We start from the raw sequence: 22161 nt of genomic DNA, 5'->3' as shown, positions 1-22161 counted from the left end.
CCGCGCTCATGCTGTCGATACCCCCGCCTGCAGCAGCTGGTCGATGAGCCGCGCCGCCTCCTGCGGCGACGCCATCGTGGTGTCCACCGTCAGGTCCCAGGCCGTCTCCGGGTGTGCGTCCAGATCCTCGCGGGTTGCATCCCACGCCGTCAGACGCGCCGCGGTGTCCCTGTCTCCCCGGCCGACGGACCGCTCTGCCGTAGCGTCGCGAGAGCACCACAGCAGCACCACGGACCAGCTCGCTGGGTAGCCGTCGACCAGGGCCCGGACACCGTCGACCTGCCCGAGGTGCACCACCGGGACGCCAGCCGCGAACGCGTCGTCCAGCCCGGGCGCGTCGATGACGTAGGTGTTGCCGTACCGGCTGTTCGCGTAAACGACGGCGCCCGCAGCGTCCAGCTCGCGGAGCTGCTTGGCTGTACCCATCCGGTACCCAGCGGACTTGCCCGTGCCGACTTTGAGCCGCGCGAACTGCGCGTACGCCGGACTCAGCTCGGTGAGCGCGGTGGTGACGGTGTCCTTGCCCGCTGCTGGCGGACCGTAGAGGATGACTCCCCTCTTCGAGATCATGCGTACATGGCCCCCATCGCCTGGCGTGCCTGGTCCGCAAGCGTCACCGCGGTGCCCAGACGGTTATCGACGACCAGGTGCGGAACCGCTGGCCGCAGGTCCAGGTCGATCGTCGCCATGTACTCCTCCCACCGGGCGAGTTTCCACGCGTCTCGGGCTGCCGAGCGGAATCCGATGTACTCCCGCATCGACTCCTCGTCGCAGCGCACCCACACCGGGAACACGTCGACGCCCATCGCGTTCGCCCGATTGGACAAGCGCTGCATCCAGGCAGAGTCGGTCATCTCCGCGATGAATGGTGCGGAAAGCACGGTGCTGATCCCGCACCGGATGTTGGCCATGGCCGACTGCATCAGGCAGTCGTACTCCACGGGACGAACCTGGTCTTTGTAGAGGTCGGTGTGGCGGTCGTTCGGGTCGCCGCCAAGTGCAACCAGCAGTTTCTCCACCAGAGGGCGAGTGAGGGGGTCCTTGTCGAGCAGCGGCCAGCCGGTCAGCTGGACAAAGAAGCGGGCGAGCTCCGTCTTCCCCGACCCGGCGTACCCACCCACCAGGATCAGCACCGGACGGTGCGGGTCGCCGCCGGTGTGCCGGCGCTTCCATGCGTCGATAATGCGCTGCTGCAGTGCGAAGTGGTCAGCCTCATCTGTGCCGGGCCCGATTCGGTGGATTGCCCGTTCGACCGCCAAGACATGCGCGCCGTTGACGCGGTCATCAATCGGCGTCAGCTTGAAGGAGGTCTCTTCGCCCGGCAGCGCGTTTCGAAAGCCCAGGTCCGGCTCCGTCGCCCGGTACAGGAGGCAGTAGGCCCGCCGGTAGTGCGGTCCGGGATATACCTCACCCTGCTCGTGCTGCCACAAAGTCTGAGGGTTGGCAGCGGGGATACCTCGGAGCTTTGCCTGCTCGGCGACCTCACGAAGGCGCTCGCCGGCCTTCTCCAGGGTCAACCCATGGGCCTCGCGCTGCTCGCGCAACCGGTCTGGCGTCCACCCCGCTCGATATTTGCCCACCCTGTCCCCCTCCGTCGTCGTCATGCTCGCGAGCCTATGGCGCGGTCCTCAGAACTGGTGTGTACGCAGATGTTGAAAACCCGTGCATGAGGTCGCGTACGTGCTTCGACAAGGCGTTGTGATGTTCCCGCCGCGACTCTCGGGGTGTGATTACTCCAGAGACAAGCAGTCCACGGATGAGGAGGTGACCCGGTGAACCGCGAACTTGCCTCACCCGGCGCACGCGGTCAGCTCTCTCGCTCGCGCTCAAGCGCTTCCAGTCGAGCGGCCATGGCATCAAGCCTGGTCTCGAGCCTCTTGACAGTGGCAACGAGTTCGGCCGTGGTCGGTTGCCCTTCGGTGGGTTCGACGGTCGCTGGCCGGGCCTGTACGAACACGCCCTTCCCGGCCTGTCCGTACAGGAGACCTTCGGCTGTGAGCTCGGTGACGGCTCGTCGGACCACGGTGCTGGAAACGTTGTACTGCGAGCCCAGTTTGGCTGTGGAGGGGATCGGGTCTCCGACTGCGAGATGGCCAGCGGCAATCTGTCGGCGGAGGTCCTCCATGACGCGCTGGTACTCCGGCTGACCATTGCCCACCGCTGCTCCTTCCCTATGTGACTGCTCGCTTGAGCTGCTCCTAGTGCAGCACATGCGCTCGGAGAGCAGTGGGTGCAGGGTCGGGGTCGTCATTGGGAACACCTCCTTGACAACCTTATACACATAGTGCACCTTGTACGTAAAGCTCGTGGCTTTCTGAGAGCAGCGAGTGAGTACCACCGTGAAACAGCGGGAGTCTCTGCCCTCCGGGGCGGGAGGCAGTGGGGTGAGCCGAGCTCCCCCGGCCGAGACGCCTGTACCGAATAGCTCCACCTGATCCACCTCGAACGGCGCTGCTGCGCTGTCTGTCCGCCAGGACCAACCGCCAAAGGTTGGCCTGGCGCGGCAGAGAAGGCAGCACCCGCACCCGATCCACGTCAGGAGGATTCGATGCCCCGCAAGCGTCCCGGCCGCGTCCGGACCAAGAACACGAACCGCCGTGAGGCGCTCAGGCTCAGCAGCATGGCCCCGGAGGACTACAACGTCCGACCCGGCGAAGTGAAGTCGATCGCCTGCCCTGACTGCCGCACCTGGCGCCGGATCACGGGCGACACGGTCCTCAAGATCCGCGAGCACTGCATCTCCGACAAGCTCGCCGAGGGCGAGAAGCACACCCTCTGCCCCGGCACCGACCAGGTCGTCGTCATCGACATCGACGTACAGCGCTGGCAGGCCCGGCAGAACCGCCTGCTGCGCGACGCGATGCCGCAGGAGAACCGGCGCGCCGCCCAGCAGTTCTACAAGCCCCTCCCGGCCCCGGCCGCTCCGGTCTCCCGGATCAACACCGAGGTCACGCTGGAGATGTCCCGCCAGTCCTACCTCGCCCACCGCAAGGGCTGCACGCTCTGCGTCAAGGGCCAGCACTGCACGGACGGCGGCATCCTGGCTCGCCGGTACGTCCTCGCGCTCAACCAGGAGCCCGCCCGCCGCGAGGCCCGCGACGAGCAGGAGCGCCGGGAGCGCCGCACCGTGCGGAAGCTCACGGCGCCGGCTGTCCGCAGGGCGCAGTGGGCCAAGCGAGGCGGCGAGGAGGTCGAGACGGCGAACAACCGCTGTGCGGAGCGCATCGCGGGCTCGCTCTCCGAGTTCCGCGGCCCTCAGCTCCCGCTGGCACCGCAGGACGCCGAGGCGCACGACCGGCGGCAGGCCGAACTGGGCAAGCGGTACGAGCAGAGGAACTCGGCCCCGTCGGCCGCCTGACCCGCAAACCGAGACGATCGACCACGGCCCCGGCCGCCCCGCATGACAGGGCGGCCGGGGCCGTGGCTGCTCGTACAGCAGTCAACTCCCCAGCCGGGGAGTGAACAGCGACAGCCCCGAGGATTGCGCCCCCGGGGCTGTCCAGGACCTGACTCGGAGGACCTGATGCTCGACATGATCGCACGCCCTCTCCCCGTGGACCCGTCAAACGGCGTCTACAGCGACATGGAGGAGGAGGACAACCAGCTCGGCCCGGAGCGGGACGAGACCGACCGCTTCTACCAGCTGGTCCGCCCCCTGATGGCCGACGACCCCGACGAGCTGAGCAGGAAGCTCGCCGAGGTCAACAAGCGCTCCTCACAGGGCAGCGGCCGATGACCGCCCGCCCGACCGACGACCTGTACGTGCGGTACATGAAGGCGTTCGAGGACTCCACGACGCACCTCGGTGCCTGCGCGGCCTGCCAGGCCGAGCAGCCGTGCGAGGTCGGGGCACCGATCCACGAGCGGTTCGCCAAGCTCCAGGACGCCTACAACAACCGCTCCAAGAAGCAGCGCTGAACCCGGCCCTGCCCGTCGTCCCCGCGCCGTCCGGCCGGGGCCGGCGGAGAGCGCCGGGAGCTCCCGCCCGCTCCGGCCATCCGGCCGCCACAACACGCAACAGCCCCGGGGCGGCTACCCCGGGGCTGTCTCTTGCACTGGACCTTCTGGGAGGCCCTGATGAATCGCCCCACCATCGTACGCACCAGCTACGCCCCCTCCGCCGACGCGCCGGTCAACAAGAACTGGCGGGACCGCAGCGCGTGCCGCGAGGAGGACCCCGACCTGTTCTTCCCCATCGGCAACACCGGCCCGGCGCTGCTCCAGATCGAGGAAGCCAAGGCCGTCTGCCGCCGCTGCCCCGTCATGGAGACCTGCCTCCAGTGGGCGCTGGAGCTCGGCGAGGACTCGGGTGTCTGGGGCGGGCTCAGCGAGGACGAGCGCCGCGCCATGAAGCGCCGCGCAGCCCGCAACCGGGCCCGCAACGCGGCCTGACCCCTCCCGCCCGGCGGGAGCGCCGGCCAACTCGCCGCCCGCCCCGCAGCACCACCGCACATCGGCGGCCCGCTCCCCGGGCCGCCCCGTTGATCCGCGACCTGCTCCTGGTGACAGTCCAGGAGCCACACCTTGAAGGAGCCCTTCATGGGGATGTTCGCCCGCATGATCAGCCCGCTGCGCCGCATCGACGCCAAGCCTGACGACCTGGTCGCCGAGGCGTACGACCTGCTCCTGCGCGCCGAGGAGAACCACGGCGTGTGGGCGGCGATGAACGCCTACACCGGCATGGCGAGCGTGAAGATCCAGCTCGCCCAGTACCTCCAGGAGCACCGCGACGGCAAGGCGAAGTCCTGAACCACCCGCCGCGGCCCCGGCCGGAGTCCACCTCCGCGCCGGGGCCGGCGGTTCTCCCGATCCGCCACGACCGACCAGGCCGTGGCGGAGCCGGAGAGCCGGAGATGGCTCGACAAAGCAGAAAGGCCCCGGTCAGGGGGCCTCTCCTTTGTTCTCGCGATCCGCTGACAAGGAGCGATTCGCATGGCCAACGCTACCAGCGGGGGTGCCCGGTGAGTACGACGACCACGACCCCGGCCCCCGACAAGACGACGGACGACACGTACGTGGCGCACAGCCCGCTCACGGCGCTGCTGGCCACGCTCACCGCGCTGGTCGCCACCGTCCTCGCCCTGTTCGACCTGTTCACGAACGGCCTGTGGCCCACCTGCCTGCACCTGACCGTCGGCCTCGCCGTCTTCGGCCTGGTCCGGCTGTGCGTGGGCCTGGCCCTCACCCCGTTCACCTCGACCGACGACCCGGAGACCAGCACATGACCGCCGTCGACTTCCGCAAGCCCGACGTGATCCGCCCGGACGGCGACGACGACCCGCGATCCTGGGACGTCACCGACCCGGCCGACCACCCCGACGACCAGCACGACCAGGACCTCGCGCACGACGCCGACGAACCGGAGCAGGAACAGGAGCGCGGCTACGCGAAGTGGGAGCTGTGGCTCGCCGTCTTCGGCGTCCTGCTTGGTACCGGCGTCGCAGTCCTCGGTCTCTACAGCAGCTTCGGCGCCCTGTACGACAAGGCCGCGCTGCCGGCCTCCCAGGGCGGCTGGGGCTGGGAGGACCCGTGGCTGCTGCCGGTCGGCATCGACCTGTCGATCCTGGCTTTCGGCATCGTCAACCTGCTGCTGATCCGCGCCCGGCGCCCGCTGTGGTGGATCAAGTGGGTGCCCCGCGGCGGTACGGTCCTGACGATCTACCTCAACTGGGAGGCCGCCAACACCCTGCCCGCGCAGGTCGGCCACGCCGGCCTCGCCGCCCTGTGGGTGATCTTCTCCGAGATCGCCGCGCACCTGTACGCGGCCCACATCGGCGAGGTCCACGGCGCGCGCCGCATGGGCAAGATCCGCCTGACGCGGTGGCTGTGCCAGCCGCGGACGACGTGGCGGATCTGGAAGCTGATGCGGCAGGACGAGATCACCGACTACGAGGTCGCGCTCGCCCACCACAAGGAGTGGATGGTTTACGAGCAGCGCCTCGCCTCGAAGTACCAGACCCGCCGCTGGCGCCGGAAGGCCGTTCAGGAGGAGCTGGCCCCCTTTCAACTCGCCAAGGTCGGGCTTTCAGTCGACGAGGCCCTGGCGGTCCCGCTGATGGAGGAAGTCCGGGAGGCCAAGCGTCTCGCGGACGCGGCCTTTCAGCGGACCGCGGCTGAGGTTCAGCGAGTCAAGGCCGATGTTCAACTCGGGGCCGCTCGCATTCAGGCAGAGGTCGACAGGATCCGCTCCGAGGGTCAGCTGAAGATCGCCCGCGCCGAAGCGGAGCGCGAGGCTCAGGCGGAGATTCAGCGCGCCGAGGCCGATGCTCAACTGCGCGAAGCCAAGCGTCAGCACGCGCTCAAGCTCGCCGAGGACCAGGCTGCGGCCGAGGCCCAGGAGCTCTTCGACGGGACCGAGAAGCGGCGCACCCTCGCCCAGATCGACCGGGAGAAGGTGCAGGCCAGCTGGGGTCTGGAGAAGCAGCAGATGGCCACCGAGGCCACCGAGGCCGAGCGCCGGATCCAGGCCGACGCTGCCGCCCGCGCCCAGCGCGACGAGCTCGCCCGCAAGGCCGGCATCGCCGAGCAGGAGCAGCGCCGGGCCGCAGCCGACGCCGCCACCAAGAAGGCCCTCGAAGAGGCCGCTGAACACGAGCGGAAGGAGGCTGAACACCGCGCCGCGACCCTGAACACGACCCGGCAGGAGCAGCGCGACAAGGAGGAGATCGCCGCCTCGAAGGCCCGGGAGGCGGCCGCGGTCGAGGAAGCGGCGCAGCACCGGGCGCGGGCCGCTGAACACGAGGCCCGCGCGGTCGAGGCCGCGGCCCTGGCCCGGATGTCGCAGGTCGACTGGGACGTGCACCGGGTCGTCGCGATGATCGAGGCCCGGGGCGAGAGCACGGTGACCGTCCGCGTCATCGCCGACGAACTGGGCATCTCCACCGGCTCCGCGCAGGACCGCAAGACCCGCGCCGTCGAGCTCCTCAAGGGCGGCGGCAACGAGGCTCCGGAGCAGGCCGCAGCCTGAAACGGAACCAGATCCGAGGGTCCTCCTGGCCCCCACGGTCGTCCCTCGCACCGTCTGCTTGGCACACCGCCGGGCAGAGCGCTGCGGGGGCCGGCCGCGGCCGCCAGGCCGACCGCGTCACACGCTCCACCAGCACGGACCAGGCCGACCTACGGCCCGGAAAGCACCCTTTGCACCCCCGACCCCGCCGTTTACGGAAAGTAGCGGCGAGGCGAGGCGAAGCGAGGCGAGGCGAGGGCGAAACCCCCTCCCAGTCCCCTGCTGAGCCCTCCAAGCGGGGGTGACAGGGGGTCTCTGCCCTCACCTCGCGTCGCCTCGCCTCTCCGCTACGCAATGTGAGGAGATCCGTCGTGGCAGACACCGCGACCGCGCCCCCGGACACCACCACCGCCGAGGGCGCGGACACCGACGAATACACCATCGTCACCGAGCCCTCGGAGGCCACCGACCCGGCCCCGGAGAAGAAGAAGACCAGCCGCGGCCGCCCCCAGGCGCTGCCGCTCATCGTCCACGGCACGAACGCAACCGGAATCGCCACGGGCATCGCCTACGGCGTCGCCGGAGTGCCCGGACTCATCGCCGCCGGCGCGGCCGGAGTGGCCGTCGCCGCTGCCGCGCTCGCCGGGCGGAAGAAGCGCTCGAAGGTCTCCGCCGCCCGCAAGAACGCCGCCGCGAACCGCTCCGGCGGCGGCTCCGGCCGGGCCGGAGGGGGCGCGGGCAAGGGCGGTCTGCTCGGGCGCGGCGGTGGTCGCGGCCGGGGAGGCAGCGGCGCGGGCGGCGGCGGCAAGATGAACAACCGCAGCGGCCGGATGAACAACGGCGGCGGGCGGATGAACGGCCCCGGCTCCACCGGCCCCGGCGGCGGCAAGCGCCCCGGCGGCCGCCACGCCGCAGGCGGCGGCTCCGGCCACGGCACCGGCAGCGGCGGGTCCGGGAAGAACGGGCGCGGCCTGGGCGGACTGCTCGGCAAGGGCGGCCGCGGAAACGGCGGCCAGGGCAACGGCACCAGCCCCAGCGCCAACACCCCCAAGGGCACCGGCAGCGGGAAGAACGGTCCCGGAGGGAAGGCCGGCGCCGGTCAGCAGTCCCGCACCGGGAAGGCGTGGCAGACCCTCAAGGGCTGGGGCAACAAGATGCGCCGCAACAACGGCGGCGCGGGTACCGGCAACGCCGGTTCCTCCGGCGGCTCCAACGGCTCCGGGTCCGGCAGCACCGGCAGCACCACCCCGGCGAAGTCCCGCCTCGGGCGCGCGATGCAGAAGATGCGCGGCTGGGCGGGCAAGCTCCGTCGCTCCAAGAAGAACAAGGGGGGCGGTACCGCCGGCGGCTCCGGCACCGGTTCCGGCACCAAGGCCGGGCCGGTGACGGGCCGCCTGTACCGGATGCGCCGGATCGCCGCCCGCAAGCTCGGGCACTGGGCCCGCTGCGCCGGAGCCGGACTCCTCGCCGGGCTCGCCGGACTCCTCACCCTGCCGCTCGGCATCCTGTGGGGCACCTGGCGCCTGATCACCAAGCACCGCGACCCGCTCCATGGGTTCGCCTTCCCCGTCCGGACCGCCGGACAAATCTGGCGGTTCTTCTTCCGCCGCTCCAAGGCCCGCCACGACAAGGAAGCCAAGGCGGACCAGCTCAACCTCACCGTCAACGACCCCCGGAAGGACACCGACGTGACCGGACCCTCCCTCGCCGCCGGCACCGCCGTGCTGGACGGCAACAACTCCCGCTTCGCCCTGGCCATGCGCGCCACGCACTCCTCGTACACCGGCTACAGCCCGACCAGCATGATGGAGGTCGCCGCCGAGTACGCCGGTCTGCCCAACGGCATCCGCGCCGCGGCGATGGCCCTTCAGCAGATGGCCGTCAACTCCGACCAGAAGTACCCGTGCTCCAAGCGGGCCATCGCCAAGCTCGCCGAGGCGGCGCAGCGGATGGTCAACGCCGCCTCCCGCGCGGAGAACATGGTCGCCCTCTTCCGCTACGCCCACGCGTTCGACATCGAGCGGATCGTCGCACCGAGGACGAACGAGTGGATGTGGAACGTCACCCCGAACGGGGCCTCCGCGGACGCGGCCGCGATGTTCCAGCCCGGCCGGATTGAGTCGGGCTGCGTCCTGATGGCCGTGCTCTACCGGACCTTCGACCCGGTCCACATGATGCAGGTCGGCTCCGAGTACCAGGGCATGGGCTACGGGCTCAACGCCCTGGCCGACGCGATCGAGGCCCTGCACCAGCGCACCCGCGACCTGTACCCGGTCGACGACCGCGTCACCGACGAGCTCGGCACGCTGGTCACGATGATCCGGGCGGCGGCCGACGACGCCGACATGGCCGCGAAGCTCTTCCTCGAGGACCACCAGCTGGAGATTAGCCACAACACCAACCCCCGCAAGGGCCCGGCCGCCGAGGCCATGTGGAACACCCCCCGCTGACCTTCTCCCCCACCCCGAGCGCGAACCAGGAGCCGGTGGCCGCCCCCCAAGGGCCGGCCACCGGCTCCCCTGCTGTTGCCTCGCCCCGCCTTCCTCACCAGGACGGAGAACTTCCCCATGTCCATGCGTCACTGGGACTGGTCGCTGCCCAGCGGCCACACCACCTTCCTCGGATACGCCAGCGAGACCGCCGCCTCGATGGTGATGCTCGCCCCGCTCACCGGACTGCCCTGGCAGGCCGCCGCCATTCCCCTCGGGTTCGCGGCCGCCGCCGGAGCCGTCCACGACCTGCGCGAGGGCACCACCGTCGGCACCCTTACCACCCGCGCCCTGTCCTGGGTCACCGCGGCAGGCTGGGCGTCCTGGGCGCTGGCGACCGCGCCCCTCACCTCCACCGGCTGGGCCACCGGCCTGGGCCTGGTCGCCGTCGGCATCGCCGCGAACGCCTCCGCGACCCGCTCGGAGCCCAACCGCTCCGAGCGCAAGCGCCTGCTGAAGTTGCGCCGCGAGTCGGTCGGCATCCTGCGCGACTGGGAAGACCGCATGAAGCGCGTCGCCCGGCTGGAGAACTGCGTCGGCAAGGACGTGCAGCACTGGCCTGAGAAGGTCGGCTACACCGTGGAGATCGACCTGCCCTCCGGCGGCGCCGACGTGGCGGACCTCAACGGCTACGGCCCGAAGTTCGCCTCCGACCTGCGCCTCGCCGACGGCTGCGGCGTCGAGATCTTCCCCGGCACCCACCGCGGCACGATCCTTGTCGAGGTCACCCTCAAGGACGTCATCAGCGAGGACATCCCCTACCCCGAGGACTTCTCCGAGCTGACGCTCACCGAGCGGTTCCCCTTCGGCCTGCACCGCAACGGCAAGCAGGCCCTGGGCAGTCTCTGCAACGACTGCGGCATCCTCATCGGCGAGACCGACGCAGGCAAGACCAACACCCTGCGCGTCGTCACCGGCCAGCTCGCCCGCATGCCCGACGCGCTGATCTGGGCCATTGACATCACCGGCGGCGGCGTCGCCCTCCCGTGGATCACCCCGTGGGCCACCGAGGGCCTCGCCTCCGCGCCGATCGTCGACTGGATCGCGCACACCGAGGACGAAGCCCGGCTCATGCTCAAGATGGCCGGAGAGATCATCGCCGCCCGCAAGGCCGGCTACCAGCAGCTGATGCGCGAGAAGAAGACCGACAACAAGCTGCCGATCTCCCACGAGATCCCCGGCATCGTCATCATCACCGACGAGACCGCCTCCCTCCCCTTCGACGTCAAGGAGATGCTCGACAAGGTCGCCGAAGAGGGCCGCGCGATGCGCGTGCGCAACCTCGTCTGCGGCCTGCGCGCCACCCAGGACGTCGTCACCGCCACCATGAAGATCCAGGCGAAGTGGCGCGTCGGCATGACCGTCTCCGACGCCGAAGAGCTCGCCTACCTCTTCCCCGGCTACATCAAGATCGACCCGAAGGACGCCCCTGTCGCGGGCGCCGGCTGGACGATGCACACCCGCCTCGGGCCCAAGAAGCCCACCGCGATGAAGGTGTGGCGCCTGGTCGACGAACTCACCGACAAGATCTGCGCCGCGACCGCCGCCCGGCGCCCGAAGCTGGACCAGCTGTCCGCGTCGGTGGAGAGCGGCGCGCACTACCCGCAGCGGTGGGCGCGCACCCTGCCCGACCTCTACAAGGGCCAGACGCTCACCGAGTCCGCGCAGCACGCCATCGACAACGCCGGGGAGATCATCGACGCCGCTACCCTGCTCGCCTCCGACCCGGCCACCGCCCGGGTCGCCGGCCACCCCGCGGCCGCCCCGGCCGTCACGGTGCCACAGGGCTTCGAAGGCTTCGGCGGCGCGGCGGAGCTGTTCGCCGCCGTCAACGCCAGCCTCGACCCGACGTCCGGGCCGATCCCCGTCCCCGCGGCCCCGGCCGCCGCCCCGCAGGCGGTACCGCTCCCCCGCCCCTCCCTCCCGGTCGATGTACGGGAGAAGGGCTGGGAGCTCCTGGTCGCCGCCGGCGAAACCGGGTACGCGCCCAAGGCCCTGCATGAGATGCTCAGGCAGCTGCTCGGCGACGAGGCCACCCCGGCGCCGCGCACGGTCGGCGGCTGGCTCCAGGCGTGGGCCAAGGACGGCAAGGCCATCAAGGACGACTCCGGGCAGTACACCCGCTACATCGCCCGGGAGGCCGCAGCCCAGCAGCCCAGCACCGCCCCGGTCGAGACGGCCGGGACGGAGCTGCTGCCCGAGGGCATCGACGGCGGCCTGGTCCTCCAGGCCGCCGAACTGCTCGTCTCCACCCAGTTCGGGTCCGCCTCGATGCTCCAGCGCAAGCTGCGCATCGGCTTCGCCCTCGCGGAGCAGCTGATGGAACTCCTCCACGGCCACGGCATCGTCGGCCCCGCTGAGGGCTCCAAGGCACGCGACATCCTGGTCTCGACGCAGGACCTGGAGGTGGTAGTGATGAGGCTGGCCGACGAACTCGGCTACAGCGCACGCGACTTGGGCGCGCTGGGCCTCGTGGCCGCCACCGCTTCGCACACCAAGGAGTGACCATGTCCTTCGAGACAGCGGACGAGGAGATCGAGCGCCTCGAGGTCGAACGGCATCGCTACAGCGAGACGTTCAAGAACACCGACCCGGCCGACGCTGTCACCCGCGCGCACCTCCAGGACGAGATGAACCGGCGCACCCAGCGGATCCAGGAACTCCAGCAGCACCAGCCGCTCGGGTTCTTCGCCCGCTGGGGTCTGCGCGGCGTGTCCCTCGCCCTGCTCTGGGGCGCCTGGGAAGTCGGGCCGTGGTGGGCGAAGCTCGGCTGCGTCCTCGCCGCCGCGTTCGTCGCCTTCTACAGCCTCGGCTGACCCCCGCCCCGCCCCCTGCGGCCCGACCCGGGCCTCCAAGGACCCGCCCAGCCACCCCGGCCGGGCGGGTCCTTCGCGTTCCCCCGCCCCCTTTCTCCCGACAAGGAGCACCTCGTGGAACCCTGCGACCTCACCCTCACCGACTACCAGCACCCCGCACCGCAGCCCGGCCTGCCGGTCGAGGGCATGGAGCAGATCTGGGCCCTGTTTCCCGAGGCCCGGCCCGGCACCATCCCGGCCGCTCCCGTCCACGCTGCTTCCGGACTGCCCACGGACGAGGCGTACATGGCGCGCGTCTACGACCTGGTCCGCAGGGAGGAAGCCCTGCGCTATCTCAGCGCGCAGTACCAGCGGGCGGCCCTCACCCCGGTCCCGGCCCACCCCCAGATCATGGCCCCGGCCCCGGTGCCCGCGCTGCCGCCCGCCATGGTCGCGCCGCAGCGCGCCGTGCCGGCCTTCGTCTGGAAGTACAGCGCCCTCGCCCTGTCGACCGGCGGCTCCATCGCGCTCGCCGGGGTCGGCATCGGCGCCGCGGCCCCCACCCTTGCCCAGCTTCCCGCGATCCTCACCGCGACCGGCCAGGTCGTGATGAGCGTGGCGGGTCTGTTCGTTCTCGTCTTCCTCGCCCTCGCCGTGCGCGGAGCCTCGCGCGGCGGCAGCGAGGGCGGCACCACGGTCAACATCCGCAAGGCGGTCTTCCGGCGCAACAAGTTCCACGGATGAGCCGGGCTGCCTGCCTCGCCCCCGCCCCGCCCACCTGGGCGCCGGGGACGGGACAGGCCGCCCGGCCCGCACCGCCCCCTTTCGAACAAGGAGCAGCCACACCTTGGCACCCAACGACCCCACCCCGGCCGCTGACAACGACCGCCCGGCGGCCACGCAGAAGAAGGAGCCCCGCCTCGCCGAAGCCCGCGCCTGGTGGAACGAGGCGTGGGACGACGGCGGCGTCTTCCACGAGATGTGGGAGGACGTACGGCGCGCACCCGAGGCCGGATGGCACGGCATGGCCAACTGGATCAAGGCCCTCGCCGCCGTCGCCGTGTTCTCGTTCGTCGTCCTGCTCTTCGACGGTGCCGTCGACGTCCTCCTGGACGCCGCGCACCGCATCCTCACCGCCGTCCCGAACGTCCAGGTCGGCGACAACACCTCCACCGGCGTGTGGGCCACGATCGACAACCCCGTCCGCTCCTACATCGCCGCCCACTCCGCCGGCCTGCCGATCAGCGCCTCCACCGTCTACACGCTCTGGCAGGCCACCGGCCTGTTCTCCCTGATCGCCGGGTTCATGACCCGCAGCAACGGAGTGCGGCTCACCTGGACGGCCTGGGGGATCGCAGGCATCGCGATGGTCTGGACGACGACCCCGGAGACCTCGCGCACCGTCGCCACCGCCATCGCCGTCCTTGCCTGGACGATCGCCAGCGCCTTCGCCCTGCGGGGGCTCAACCTGCGCCCGCGGGTGTTCGCCACTGTCGGAGCCCCGCAGGTCACCGTCCAGCCCCAGATCCACATTCCCGCCCAGCCCGACAGCCCGGCCCCGGACAACGTCCGCCAGCTCAACCGCTGACCCGGTCGCTCCGTCTGGCCACCGTCCGCCGCCGCCCGCACCCCGGGCGGCCGGCTGCCGGTGACCGGGCAGGCCGACCGGCCTACCGCTCCGCCCGCGCCCGCCGCCCCGCCACCCGGGACGGCGGGCGCATCCACGTCCACGCCACCGACACGGAGGGTTTGATCGTGCTCATCCCCCGGCCCCGCCGCAGGATCGGCCGCCCGCGCCCCACCATCCCCGGCCCCCGCTACCCGCGGCCCCAGCGCCGACTCCCCGGCTCCTGGAGCAGGTGATGGCCGACCAGGACGAGGACCTGGTCGACGTCGACCCGAACGACCCCGGCGACGGCACCCTGCCGGTCTTCCGGTGGAAGCAGGCCGGACGCGAGGAGCTCGCGACCCGCCGCCAGCTGCGGCAGATGGGACTGCGCCCCGGCGGCCAGGAGCCCGTCGCCCGCATCGAATGCCGTCGCGGCCGGCGCTTCGCGTGGCTGTACCGGATCGACCTGGCGAAGCCGAAGCTCCCGATGACCCTCGCGAAGGAAGCCGCGCTCGACAAGGCGATGGCCGTACGCCAGACGTGCCCCGGCCCCTGCGGCCGCCGCTACTACATCTGCCTCCCGCTCAAGACCTTGGGCTTCTGCCTGGAGTGCTACGACGGCACGCCCGCCGACCCCGCCACCTATCCCGCTCCCACGGCCAAGCACTCGCTTGCCGCCTGAACTGAGAGGACCACCACCCATGAGCACCGCCGTCCGCACCTCCGCCTTCACTGAGCCCACCCGCCCCAAGGGCCTGCTGATCCGGTTCGTCACCACCGGCGGCAGCTACGTCGACGTCACCGGCAACGGCGAGCACTTCGACGACAACCGCTGGACGTGCCACGGCTGCGGCGACACCTCCCGCAGCCCGGAGAAGGACTACCTCTTCCGCATCCGGCCCGACGCCAACAACCACGCCACCGCCTGCCGCGCCATCCCGCTGACGTGACCGGCCTGCGCACCACCCTGCTGCTCGCCGCCGCTGTCCCGCTCGCCGCGGCGACGGCCGCCGCCGCACGCAAGGCCAGCCACCTCGCGCTGCACGCCGACCGGCACCGCATCGAGATCACCGCCCGCCCCCGGCCGGACTGCCCGCGCTGCCACGGCGAGGGCGGCTGGTGGGTCGGCGGCGCCTTCCCCGAGATGGAGGCGTGCGGCTGCTGGGCCCACCGCCGCGAGCTGCGTATCCGGCTCTGGCCCGTCCCGGCCTGGGACGAGCCCCCGTTCTGAAACACCACCGCCCCCGGCCGGAGACCGGCCGGGGGCGAAGGCACCACAGGGCGTCCGCAGCATCGGCAAGAGGCCGGCCGCCCCGCATACCCCACCCCGAAATCGAGATGAGGAGCACACCCAGCATGACCGATCGCCTCCGCGCCATCGAGGGCCTGGCCCTGGTCGCCGCGCTCACCGCCGTTTTCGACTCCGTCCACCCTCTCGGCGACCACTGGATTAACGCGGCGAAGGCCGTGTCCACCTTCCATCGTGTCTCGTCCACGAGCCGTCGTGGGGTGTTGGCGGCTGCTGGGGGCCGGGCATAGCTGTCTCGGATATCCGGCGTCCATGTCGCGCTTCCACATGCATCCCTAGGGGTGATGGGCGGATCAGGTTGGCATCCACTTACGCTCGGGCGGCGCTCTCGTCCGGCACCGCACATGGTGACCGCTGGCGCACCAGCCATACTTCCGCTCGGACTTGGGCGACCGACCTGTCCTGAACCCGGACCAAGGGAAGGAACTCCATGGGCATCTTCAATCGCAGCCAGGCTAGGAAGTTCGGAATGCAGACGGACTGGCCCAGCACCGACCCGGACGTACGGCGCTACTACAAAGCGCTGGTAGAGGCACACGCCCGGAGAATCGCCCAAATGCCAAATCACGGCTCTGATAGTGATCAATCCTGGTACTGGGTCGAGGGCGTAGCCCTGCTGCACAAGAACGCCGCCGACTACGCAGCTGTTCTGCTGAGGGAGCGATCCAAGGCGGAGATGGCCCGGGCGAGGAAGGCTGCAGTGAAGCAGCTTGGCAACATGCTCCGAATCCGAGGCACCCTCATTGAGTCCTGGTGGGTCGCAGACCGGATGAACGTCATGCGTATAGGCGCGTCCAGCGGCCTCCCCCTCGGCGACAAGTGGAAGTACGCCTTCGCCTGCACGCTGCACTCGGCGACGCCCGGGAGCCCCAGCATGGACGGCGTCCTCCAGTACATGTGGCCAGAGCACAACTTCCAGCGCGTGCATGTGGAAGAGGGCGAGGAGTTCGAGGCGATCTGGCGGGCCGAAGACGTGATCAGCGTGGAGGGCGACCGCTACGAGGGCTTCGTCCTGAACCTCGACCCCGCCACCGGCTGGTCTAGGGCTGAGGTATGCGGTAGAGCAGGCAATTTCACTCAGGACTTCTTCATGAAGCCCAGCCCCAAGATTGAGTAAGACTTCACGACACCCTGGCCAGGCCAAAGACGTTCTCCACTCAGCCTCGGTGCAGGGGGACGACGCCCGTGGCATCGCCCCCCTGCGGCTGGCCGCGTACTGGCGCCGGAGACGTGCCGCCGAACGTATCCAGCAGGCGGCAGAGCCGCTGGACCTCGTCGTCTTTGGCTGCCAGGACCGACAGCAGCTGCCGGTGACGCTCCTTGAGCTGCGTGAGCTCGGTGTGGGTGCGGGCGAGTTTGCCGGTGATCCGCTGGTTGAGATCACGCAGCCGTGCGATGCGGGCCTCACGGGGGTCGGGCTGTCTGCCCGCCGCCCAGGCGGCTGCCCGCCGCTTCTCGAACTCGTCCTTGAGATGGCCCCAGGTCCGGTAGAGGGACGCGCGGGAGATGCCCGCCTCGCGGGCGAGCGTCTTGACGTCGCAGGCGCCGCCGGGCGGGATCTGCCCGGCCAGCAGCCGGTCGATGGCTGCGCGGACGCGTCGTTCGATCTGGTCGCGCTGCTGGTGGCTGAGTGCCATGTCATCAGGCCTTTCCGGCTGCCGTGTCGATCTGTGCGAGGACCCGCATGGACCGCTCGTGCTCGGCCCGCAGCCGGGCCTTCTCCGTGGGTGAGATACGAGGGCTGGCTAGCAGGACGGCGCCGTTGTCGGCCGCGGTCTTCCAGACGGACCGGTGAACGAGGTGGTGGGTGGCCTGCGGGCAGCGGGAGCTGTCACACAGCCCAGTCAGCGGAGCTGCCGCGGACCGGGTGCCGGCGAGCTTGAGACACAGCGCCTTCGCCGGGTCCTCGAACCAGCAGTAGTTCGCCGCGGACAGGTGCAGGACCGACACCTTCTTCTTCAGCAGCAGCTCGATCTGTCGGTCGGTGACCACCTTTGCCGGGCCCGGCTCATGGTCGGCCAGCTCGCTTTCGACGGCGCGGAACGTGGCCAGCAGGGAGTCGGCTCCCGGTCCGGCGGGCATCTGGCCCTGTTCGAACTGCCGGTATGCCTCGACGGTCCGCTTGGCCTTCTCCTTCGCCTCCTCCTTCTTCCACTCGTGGTGGAAGACAGCCTGGGCGCCGCCCGGCCGACCTGCGTATCCCTCGCTGGTGGCCACCTGGAGATGCTTGAAGTGGACCTTGGTGGCCAGCAGGCCACCGGGACGGGCGGCCATCTCGACAGACAGCGTTCGCCGCAGGCGGCGGGGGTGCACCGGTTCGTCGGGGATCGCCTCCAGGCCCATGCGGCGCCCGGCGGGCGAGGCGACCCACTGCCGCAGCCAGGTCATGGCCCCTCTGGACTCGAAGCCATTGAACGGGCCGAACAACGGCTGTCCGGGCCGGGCGTCGGTGAGCTGCTCGGCCAGAGCGATGACGCGTACGACTTCGTCGATGACGACCCACTCGTCCACCTCGCCGCCCCATAGGCGCCCTTTGACGACCTTGCTGACCAGTCGGTGCCGGGCCAGGCCGGTGCCGTCGGTGTCGTCCGTGCGGCGGCAGCCGACCGTCAGCTCCATCAGTTCACTGGACCGCATCCCGGTCAGCGCGGACGTGGCAACCGTGCAAGCGTGGCCGGCGACGCGGATCAGCGAATCGACGCCCTTGTTCGGCAAGGGCAAGGACCACGGGATGAGCTCGCCGGTGTCCGCTCGTGGGACATCGGGCGCGTCGCGGCACCACACGTACTCGGTGCCGACATTGGCGACCGCCTCTTCCAGCAGCGGCCGGGCTTGGACGAAGAGCGTCTTGTGGATGTCACGGTGTCCCGTCGGCCGCAGCAGATGCTGGAAGTTGGCTGTCAGCAATGGATCCTTCGGGTCCCACCCCAACCGGAGGCGCTTGGTCACCTGGAAGTCCTCAATCCGAGGCAGCGGCTGCCCCGTCCGCAGATGTTCGTCGACGAGGGCGGCAAGCCGGTCGCCATCCCGCAGATGCCTCGACCACTCGGTGTTCCGCCAGGACTCGCGCTCGGCCTGCAGCTCGGTCTGCAAGTCCACGATGTGCGGTCCGAGCACGTCGACCAGGTGCAAGCACATCGTCAGCAGCGGCCGTAGGACGTCGTCGTCCAGGGGCTCGGTCTTGATCACCACCTGGGGCCGAGACGGTGCCCCGGTCACGACGCGGGGCGATCGTGTGCCCCAGGGCCGGAAACCGGGCCGGTGCCGGTCGGCGGACAGCAGCTCGCCATAGTCGGTGATGTCCTGCATGGACGACACCACCGTCCGCAGCGAGCCGCCAGCCTTGTTCCGCAGGACAGCACCGGTCGCCTTGTCCCGGACGACGCCGTACTCGCGCAGGAACGCATCGCAGTGGTCCTGGGTAACCGCGGCGAGCGTGGTGATCCGGCGCTCGTGCAGCCAGTTCAGCCAGAAGGTGAGGTGATAGACGCGGGCATGGATGGTCCGGGGGTGCCGCGGCGCCCGGCGGGCCCTGGGCAAGGCGAGGACGTGCTCGTCCTGGGCGGCGATCCAGGCCAGGGCGAGTTCCTTGACGACCACGCGCCAGGGCCGGTGGGCGATCCGGTCGAACAGCAGTTTCTTCTCCGTCACCTTCATCTGCACCGGTGCATCGGCCCAGCCGACGAACGACCACACATCGTCCTCGAAGCGCGGCCGCGGGCAACCGCCCAGCCAGGCCAGGCGGGCGGTGGCCGCGATGTCCGAGCCGGCGAACACCGACCGGCTCGCAGGCTCCGCCGAGGCAGGAAGCAGGTTCACGACGTGGTCTCCTCTGCTCGCAGCGGCAGCTCGGCGTCCTCGTCACCGACGTCGCGCTGTGCCGCGGCGATGGCGGCCTTCTCGAAACGCGGCAGGATGTCCGCCGACAGGCGGCGCGCGTAGGGGGCGAAGACGGCGGCGAACTGCTCGCGCGGCATCTGACGGAACTGCCGGGCGAAGAAGGCTTTCAGCCGCAGCAGATTCGGCAGGTGACGCGGGGCGAACAGGGCCAGCGGGCAGAGCAGGCAGACCCAGGGCCGGGCCGGACATGGCTGACCTTTCGGCCCGTGCAGGCCGGCGAAATGGTCGGCGCAGGCCCCGCTGAACACGTCCCGCTCACCCGACAGCAACTCGGCCAGGGCTCCCTCGGCCAGACCCAGGCGCCGGACTTCCTCCGGCAGCCCGGCGGCGCTGGCCGCCTCGTCGACGACCAGCGGCGCACTCGCGCGCCGCAGCAGATCGCCCTGCGCGTCCCGTGCGATGTCCTCGACCACCGCCTTCTGCGCCGGGGTCGCGGCCGACAGGTAGTGATCGCCCTCGACCTGCGGCGAGTGGTTCGGATCGACCGTCGCCCGCAAGGACCACTGCCGCTGACCGCGCTGCGCGATGAACGTGGTACGCAGCCGCCGGCGGTCGATGCGCAACCGGTGGCCGTCATCACCGCGCAGGTCATGGGCCTTGATCCACCCGCGCATCATGTACTCCTCGAAGGCGGCGCGGGACGACCTTCCTTGCCGCGTCACCAGCCACACATGATCGGCCAGCTCGGCCGGGGCATACCTGCGCAGCAGGGCGCTGTGCTGCAACCACTGCTCCAGCAGCCGTGACGCCCGCGGCGACAACACCAAGCTCTCCTCCGCCGTGCGGCCCTTGGTGTAGGACAGCAGCGTCGCCTGCCTCCCGGCCCAGCGGATCCCGGGCACCTCCAGGCCTGTCAGCCCGTCCGGGACGATGCCGGTCCAGGCCGCCAGCAGCAGCATGTATGGAATCGCATCCCTATGGGACGGGAACAGTCCCGCACGGACCTCCTCGATGCCCCGGTGCCTCCTGGTGAACTCATCCGGCGAGATGCCCAGGTGAGCGGCGGCCTCCGTCCGCGTCACCGGCCCCATCCGAAGCATCAGCCAGGCCGCGTTCGCCCTGCTCCAGCCACCGGCTGCCGGATCCTGGCCTCCCTCAGCGAGGGCGACCATCGCCCGCTGGGCGTCCCCGAGGCGGTGTACCTCCTGCTTGCAGAGGTCGATCAGCCGGTTCCACTCGGCCGGCGCGTAGGGCGGAAGCGGCCCGTTGACGGTGGGTCGCTTGTAGTTCGTGCCGAACACCATCTGCCGCACGGGTTCGGGAAGCACCCGATGCCGGGCGTCGAAGGCGCGCAGGATGGTGCGGGTGCGGTATTCGACCAGGTAGTGCGACCGCAGCCAGAACGCCCCGAGCACGGCCCTGGTCAGGTCGGCCGCGGAGCCGGTGAAGCCGTCCTGGTCCAGTTCGCGAACCATCCGGCGCAGGTTGTAGGTGAAGCTCTTCACCGTGGCCAGCTTGGCGAGCGGCCCGTCCGGATGGACGGAGGCCGCAAGGCCCTCGGTCAGATCGGCCGCCAGCCGCGGATTGGGCAGGTCACCGATGACGATGACCGTCGCCGTCTCGCCGGGAAGGGACAGCTTCAGCGCGAGTGGATCGCGCAGGACTTCGGCCGGCATCAGAACTCCTCCGCGAACTCGGCATCGGCCTCGGCGAGCGCGGCAGCATCGACAACGGCGCGGCTGTTCTCCCAGGCCGCGCGGTAGATCCGGTGGACATCCAGGCGCTTGAGGTAGACCTCCGTGGTGACCACGCTGGAGTGCCCCAGCAGATCCCGCAGGATCAGCAGCGGATCCGCCTTCAGCAGGTAGAGCGCGAGCCCGGACGCATCTCCGGTCGCCGCGGCGAGCTGGGCGGCCTGCCGGTAGTGGCCCTCCACCAGCTTCTCCAGGGTCGCCATGGCGAAGGTGTGCCGACACCGATGCGGTGCGACATCGGGAAACCGCGGTTCGAACCTCTCGCGGATCCGGCGGGCCGTGCGGCGAAACAGTGTGCCCCAGTCCACGAAGGGCCGCCCGTCGTAGCTCAGCGCCAGCAGCAGCGAGCCGCCTTCCGGGCCGACCAGCCGCAGCCGTTCCTCCGGCCGAAGCGCCGACCAGCGTGTGCGCCGGCCGTTTACCCGCCCGCCGTAGAAGTCCGCGTCCTCCACCACCAGCGGCCTCCTCGGCCGCCACGATCCTTGCGACATCTCCCTGTCCAGGGCGACGTAGGCGTGCACCGCCGCCAGCGAGGCGTAGTCGATCCAGGTCGTGCGGTACTTCCGCCCCTTGGCCCCCAGCTCCGGGACCGCCCACGGGATCGGCACCTCGGTCGGCTCGGCGGGCAGCGGCGGAACCTCATGGACCAGCAGGTGGGTGAACTCCCGGCTCCGCATCCCGGTGCCCAGCACCAGACCGCCCATCGCCGCGTTCCGGCCCGGGAACCGGCCGCGGAACGTCGCGTCCTCCAGGCCGTCCGGGCCCAGCCCGGCCAGGCCGTGGCGAAACAGACCGGCCAAGTCCGACTCCAGGTACTGCACCTTCACGTGCGGCTTCGGCCGCCGCAGCCGGGCCCGGTTCCGCCGCGTCTCCACCAGCCGGCCCTGCACCATCCGCTTGCCGGTGGCCACCGTGAACGGCACCGCCGCGGCCAGGCCCTCATCCTCGGCCCAGTCGTAAAACCGGCTCAGCGCCGTGACCTGCAACTCCCACGACGAGGACTCCAGCCGCTCGTCCAACGGGCCCGACAGCCGACGGTCCGCGTACGTACCGAGCGCGGCCACCAGCTCCTGCCGCGTACCGAACACCGCGACACGGTGCCGCCGCAGATGCATCAGCCAGTCCCGGGCCGCCAGCGCGTACGCCCGCCACGAATTCGGTGACGGCGCCCCGCTCGACGGCAGCGTACGAAGCCACGCGTTCACCGCCCGCGTCGCCCGCGGGCCGCCCCCGTCCTCGAACAGGAAGTCGTCGTCGACCAGCACCGGCATCCGCTCGGGGATCAACGGCTCGCCATCGAGCCCCCAGGACTGCCAGCCCTCGGCAGAGAAGAAGTGCACCAACACGAGCCGGGACGGTAGGTCCGCGACACGTCCGACATCAACTGCTAACCCCACGCCTGATCAACGGGAGTTGAGG

24 protein-coding genes are annotated in these 22161 nt (G+C 70.6%); 17 read left to right on the top strand and 7 right to left on the bottom strand.

The features are described from left to right. Positions 1 to 6 precede the first annotated feature (6 nt). The 3 genes from AB0O36_RS29510 to AB0O36_RS29500 all read right to left on the bottom strand — a co-directional run bounded on the left by AB0O36_RS29510 (position 7) and on the right by AB0O36_RS29500 (position 2281). The gene (locus AB0O36_RS29510; protein WP_365115445.1) at positions 7 to 570 is read right to left on the bottom strand and encodes a guanylate kinase; all 564 of its coding nucleotides are present in this window, start codon (positions 568 to 570) and stop codon (positions 7 to 9) included. Beyond that, on the bottom strand, positions 567 to 1604 hold the full coding sequence (locus tag AB0O36_RS29505) for an AAA family ATPase (RefSeq protein ID WP_365115443.1): 1038 nt from the start codon (positions 1602 to 1604) through the stop codon (positions 567 to 569). The genes AB0O36_RS29510 and AB0O36_RS29505 overlap by 4 nt, the downstream gene beginning before the upstream one ends. Before the next feature lie 203 nt (positions 1605 to 1807). After that, the gene (locus tag AB0O36_RS29500) at positions 1808 to 2281 is read right to left on the bottom strand and encodes a GntR family transcriptional regulator (protein ID WP_365115441.1); all 474 of its coding nucleotides are present in this window, start codon (positions 2279 to 2281) and stop codon (positions 1808 to 1810) included. 267 nt (positions 2282 to 2548) lie between these two features. Here AB0O36_RS29500 and AB0O36_RS29495 point away from each other — a divergent pair, with 267 nt between their 5' ends. The 17 genes from AB0O36_RS29495 (at position 2549) to AB0O36_RS29415 (ending at position 16265) form a co-directional block, all read left to right on the top strand. Continuing rightward, positions 2549 to 3358, top strand: coding sequence for a hypothetical protein (locus AB0O36_RS29495; RefSeq protein WP_365115440.1), 810 nt, complete (start codon positions 2549 to 2551; stop codon positions 3356 to 3358). A gap of 174 nt (positions 3359 to 3532) precedes the next feature. Next, positions 3533 to 3736, top strand: coding sequence for a hypothetical protein (locus tag AB0O36_RS29490; protein WP_365115438.1), 204 nt, complete (start codon positions 3533 to 3535; stop codon positions 3734 to 3736). After that, on the top strand, positions 3733 to 3918 hold the full coding sequence (locus tag AB0O36_RS29485; protein WP_365115436.1) for a hypothetical protein: 186 nt from the start codon (positions 3733 to 3735) through the stop codon (positions 3916 to 3918). The genes AB0O36_RS29490 and AB0O36_RS29485 overlap by 4 nt, the downstream gene beginning before the upstream one ends. Positions 3919 to 4077: 159 nt before the next feature. Beyond that, positions 4078 to 4392: a WhiB family transcriptional regulator gene (locus AB0O36_RS29480; RefSeq protein WP_365115435.1), complete on the top strand. Its 315-nt coding sequence runs from the start codon at positions 4078 to 4080 to the stop codon at positions 4390 to 4392. A gap of 147 nt (positions 4393 to 4539) precedes the next feature. Beyond that, complete coding sequence (locus AB0O36_RS29475; RefSeq protein ID WP_365115434.1) at positions 4540 to 4749, top strand: hypothetical protein; 210 nt, start codon at positions 4540 to 4542, stop codon at positions 4747 to 4749. Between the two features lie 212 nt (positions 4750 to 4961). After that, positions 4962 to 5225, top strand: a complete 264-nt coding sequence (locus tag AB0O36_RS29470) for a hypothetical protein (protein WP_261993732.1) — start codon at positions 4962 to 4964, stop codon at positions 5223 to 5225. Further along, entirely contained in the window at positions 5222 to 6967 is a 1746-nt protein-coding gene (locus AB0O36_RS29465; RefSeq protein ID WP_365115433.1) for a DUF2637 domain-containing protein, read from the top strand. The genes AB0O36_RS29470 and AB0O36_RS29465 overlap by 4 nt, the downstream gene beginning before the upstream one ends. A 350-nt stretch (positions 6968 to 7317) precedes the next feature. Then, positions 7318 to 9396 (top strand): hypothetical protein, encoded by a 2079-nt coding sequence (locus tag AB0O36_RS29460; protein ID WP_365115431.1) that lies wholly within the window; start codon positions 7318 to 7320, stop codon positions 9394 to 9396. 123 nt (positions 9397 to 9519) lie between these two features. After that, positions 9520 to 11940 (top strand): DNA translocase FtsK, encoded by a 2421-nt coding sequence (locus AB0O36_RS29455; protein WP_365115518.1) that lies wholly within the window; start codon positions 9520 to 9522, stop codon positions 11938 to 11940. A gap of 2 nt (positions 11941 to 11942) precedes the next feature. Further along, entirely contained in the window at positions 11943 to 12251 is a 309-nt protein-coding gene (locus AB0O36_RS29450; protein WP_365115430.1) for a hypothetical protein, read from the top strand. Between the two features lie 114 nt (positions 12252 to 12365). After that, complete coding sequence (locus tag AB0O36_RS29445; RefSeq protein ID WP_365115429.1) at positions 12366 to 12974, top strand: hypothetical protein; 609 nt, start codon at positions 12366 to 12368, stop codon at positions 12972 to 12974. A gap of 103 nt (positions 12975 to 13077) precedes the next feature. Continuing rightward, on the top strand, positions 13078 to 13818 hold the full coding sequence (locus AB0O36_RS29440) for a hypothetical protein (RefSeq protein ID WP_365115427.1): 741 nt from the start codon (positions 13078 to 13080) through the stop codon (positions 13816 to 13818). 274 nt (positions 13819 to 14092) lie between these two features. Beyond that, positions 14093 to 14521: an RRQRL motif-containing zinc-binding protein gene (locus AB0O36_RS29435; protein ID WP_365115425.1), complete on the top strand. Its 429-nt coding sequence runs from the start codon at positions 14093 to 14095 to the stop codon at positions 14519 to 14521. Between the two features lie 19 nt (positions 14522 to 14540). Beyond that, on the top strand, positions 14541 to 14789 hold the full coding sequence (locus AB0O36_RS29430) for a hypothetical protein (RefSeq protein ID WP_365115424.1): 249 nt from the start codon (positions 14541 to 14543) through the stop codon (positions 14787 to 14789). Further along, on the top strand, positions 14786 to 15070 hold the full coding sequence (locus AB0O36_RS29425) for a hypothetical protein (RefSeq protein WP_365115422.1): 285 nt from the start codon (positions 14786 to 14788) through the stop codon (positions 15068 to 15070). Before AB0O36_RS29430 ends, AB0O36_RS29425 begins: the two co-directional genes overlap by 4 nt. A 125-nt stretch (positions 15071 to 15195) precedes the next feature. Beyond that, positions 15196 to 15378 carry a hypothetical protein gene (locus tag AB0O36_RS29420; RefSeq protein ID WP_365115420.1) on the top strand — a complete coding sequence of 61 codons (183 nt, stop codon included), beginning with the start codon at positions 15196 to 15198 and terminating at the stop codon, positions 15376 to 15378. Positions 15379 to 15578: 200 nt separating this feature from the next. Continuing rightward, complete coding sequence (locus tag AB0O36_RS29415; protein ID WP_365115419.1) at positions 15579 to 16265, top strand: hypothetical protein; 687 nt, start codon at positions 15579 to 15581, stop codon at positions 16263 to 16265. Positions 16266 to 16305: 40 nt separating this feature from the next. Here AB0O36_RS29415 and AB0O36_RS29410 read toward each other — a convergent pair whose 3' ends face one another. From AB0O36_RS29410 to AB0O36_RS29395, 4 genes are read right to left on the bottom strand one after another with little or no spacing between them, the layout of a single operon-like run. Beyond that, positions 16306 to 16785: a hypothetical protein gene (locus AB0O36_RS29410; RefSeq protein WP_365115418.1), complete on the bottom strand. Its 480-nt coding sequence runs from the start codon at positions 16783 to 16785 to the stop codon at positions 16306 to 16308. A gap of 4 nt (positions 16786 to 16789) precedes the next feature. Beyond that, entirely contained in the window at positions 16790 to 18967 is a 2178-nt protein-coding gene (locus AB0O36_RS29405) for a hypothetical protein (protein WP_365115416.1), read from the bottom strand. Further along, positions 18964 to 20664, bottom strand: coding sequence for a hypothetical protein (locus tag AB0O36_RS29400; protein WP_365115415.1), 1701 nt, complete (start codon positions 20662 to 20664; stop codon positions 18964 to 18966). The genes AB0O36_RS29405 and AB0O36_RS29400 overlap by 4 nt, the downstream gene beginning before the upstream one ends. Continuing rightward, the gene (locus AB0O36_RS29395; protein ID WP_365115413.1) at positions 20664 to 22088 is read right to left on the bottom strand and encodes a site-specific integrase; all 1425 of its coding nucleotides are present in this window, start codon (positions 22086 to 22088) and stop codon (positions 20664 to 20666) included. The genes AB0O36_RS29400 and AB0O36_RS29395 overlap by 1 nt, the downstream gene beginning before the upstream one ends. Positions 22089 to 22161: the final 73 nt, after the last annotated feature.

The sequence above is a fragment of the Streptomyces sp. NPDC089799 genome (genome assembly GCF_040684755.1).
Lineage (GTDB): Bacteria > Actinomycetota > Actinomycetes > Streptomycetales > Streptomycetaceae > Streptomyces.
The sequence above is the reverse complement of the archived record's forward strand: the minus strand, read 5'-3'. Positions and strand labels throughout refer to the sequence as shown.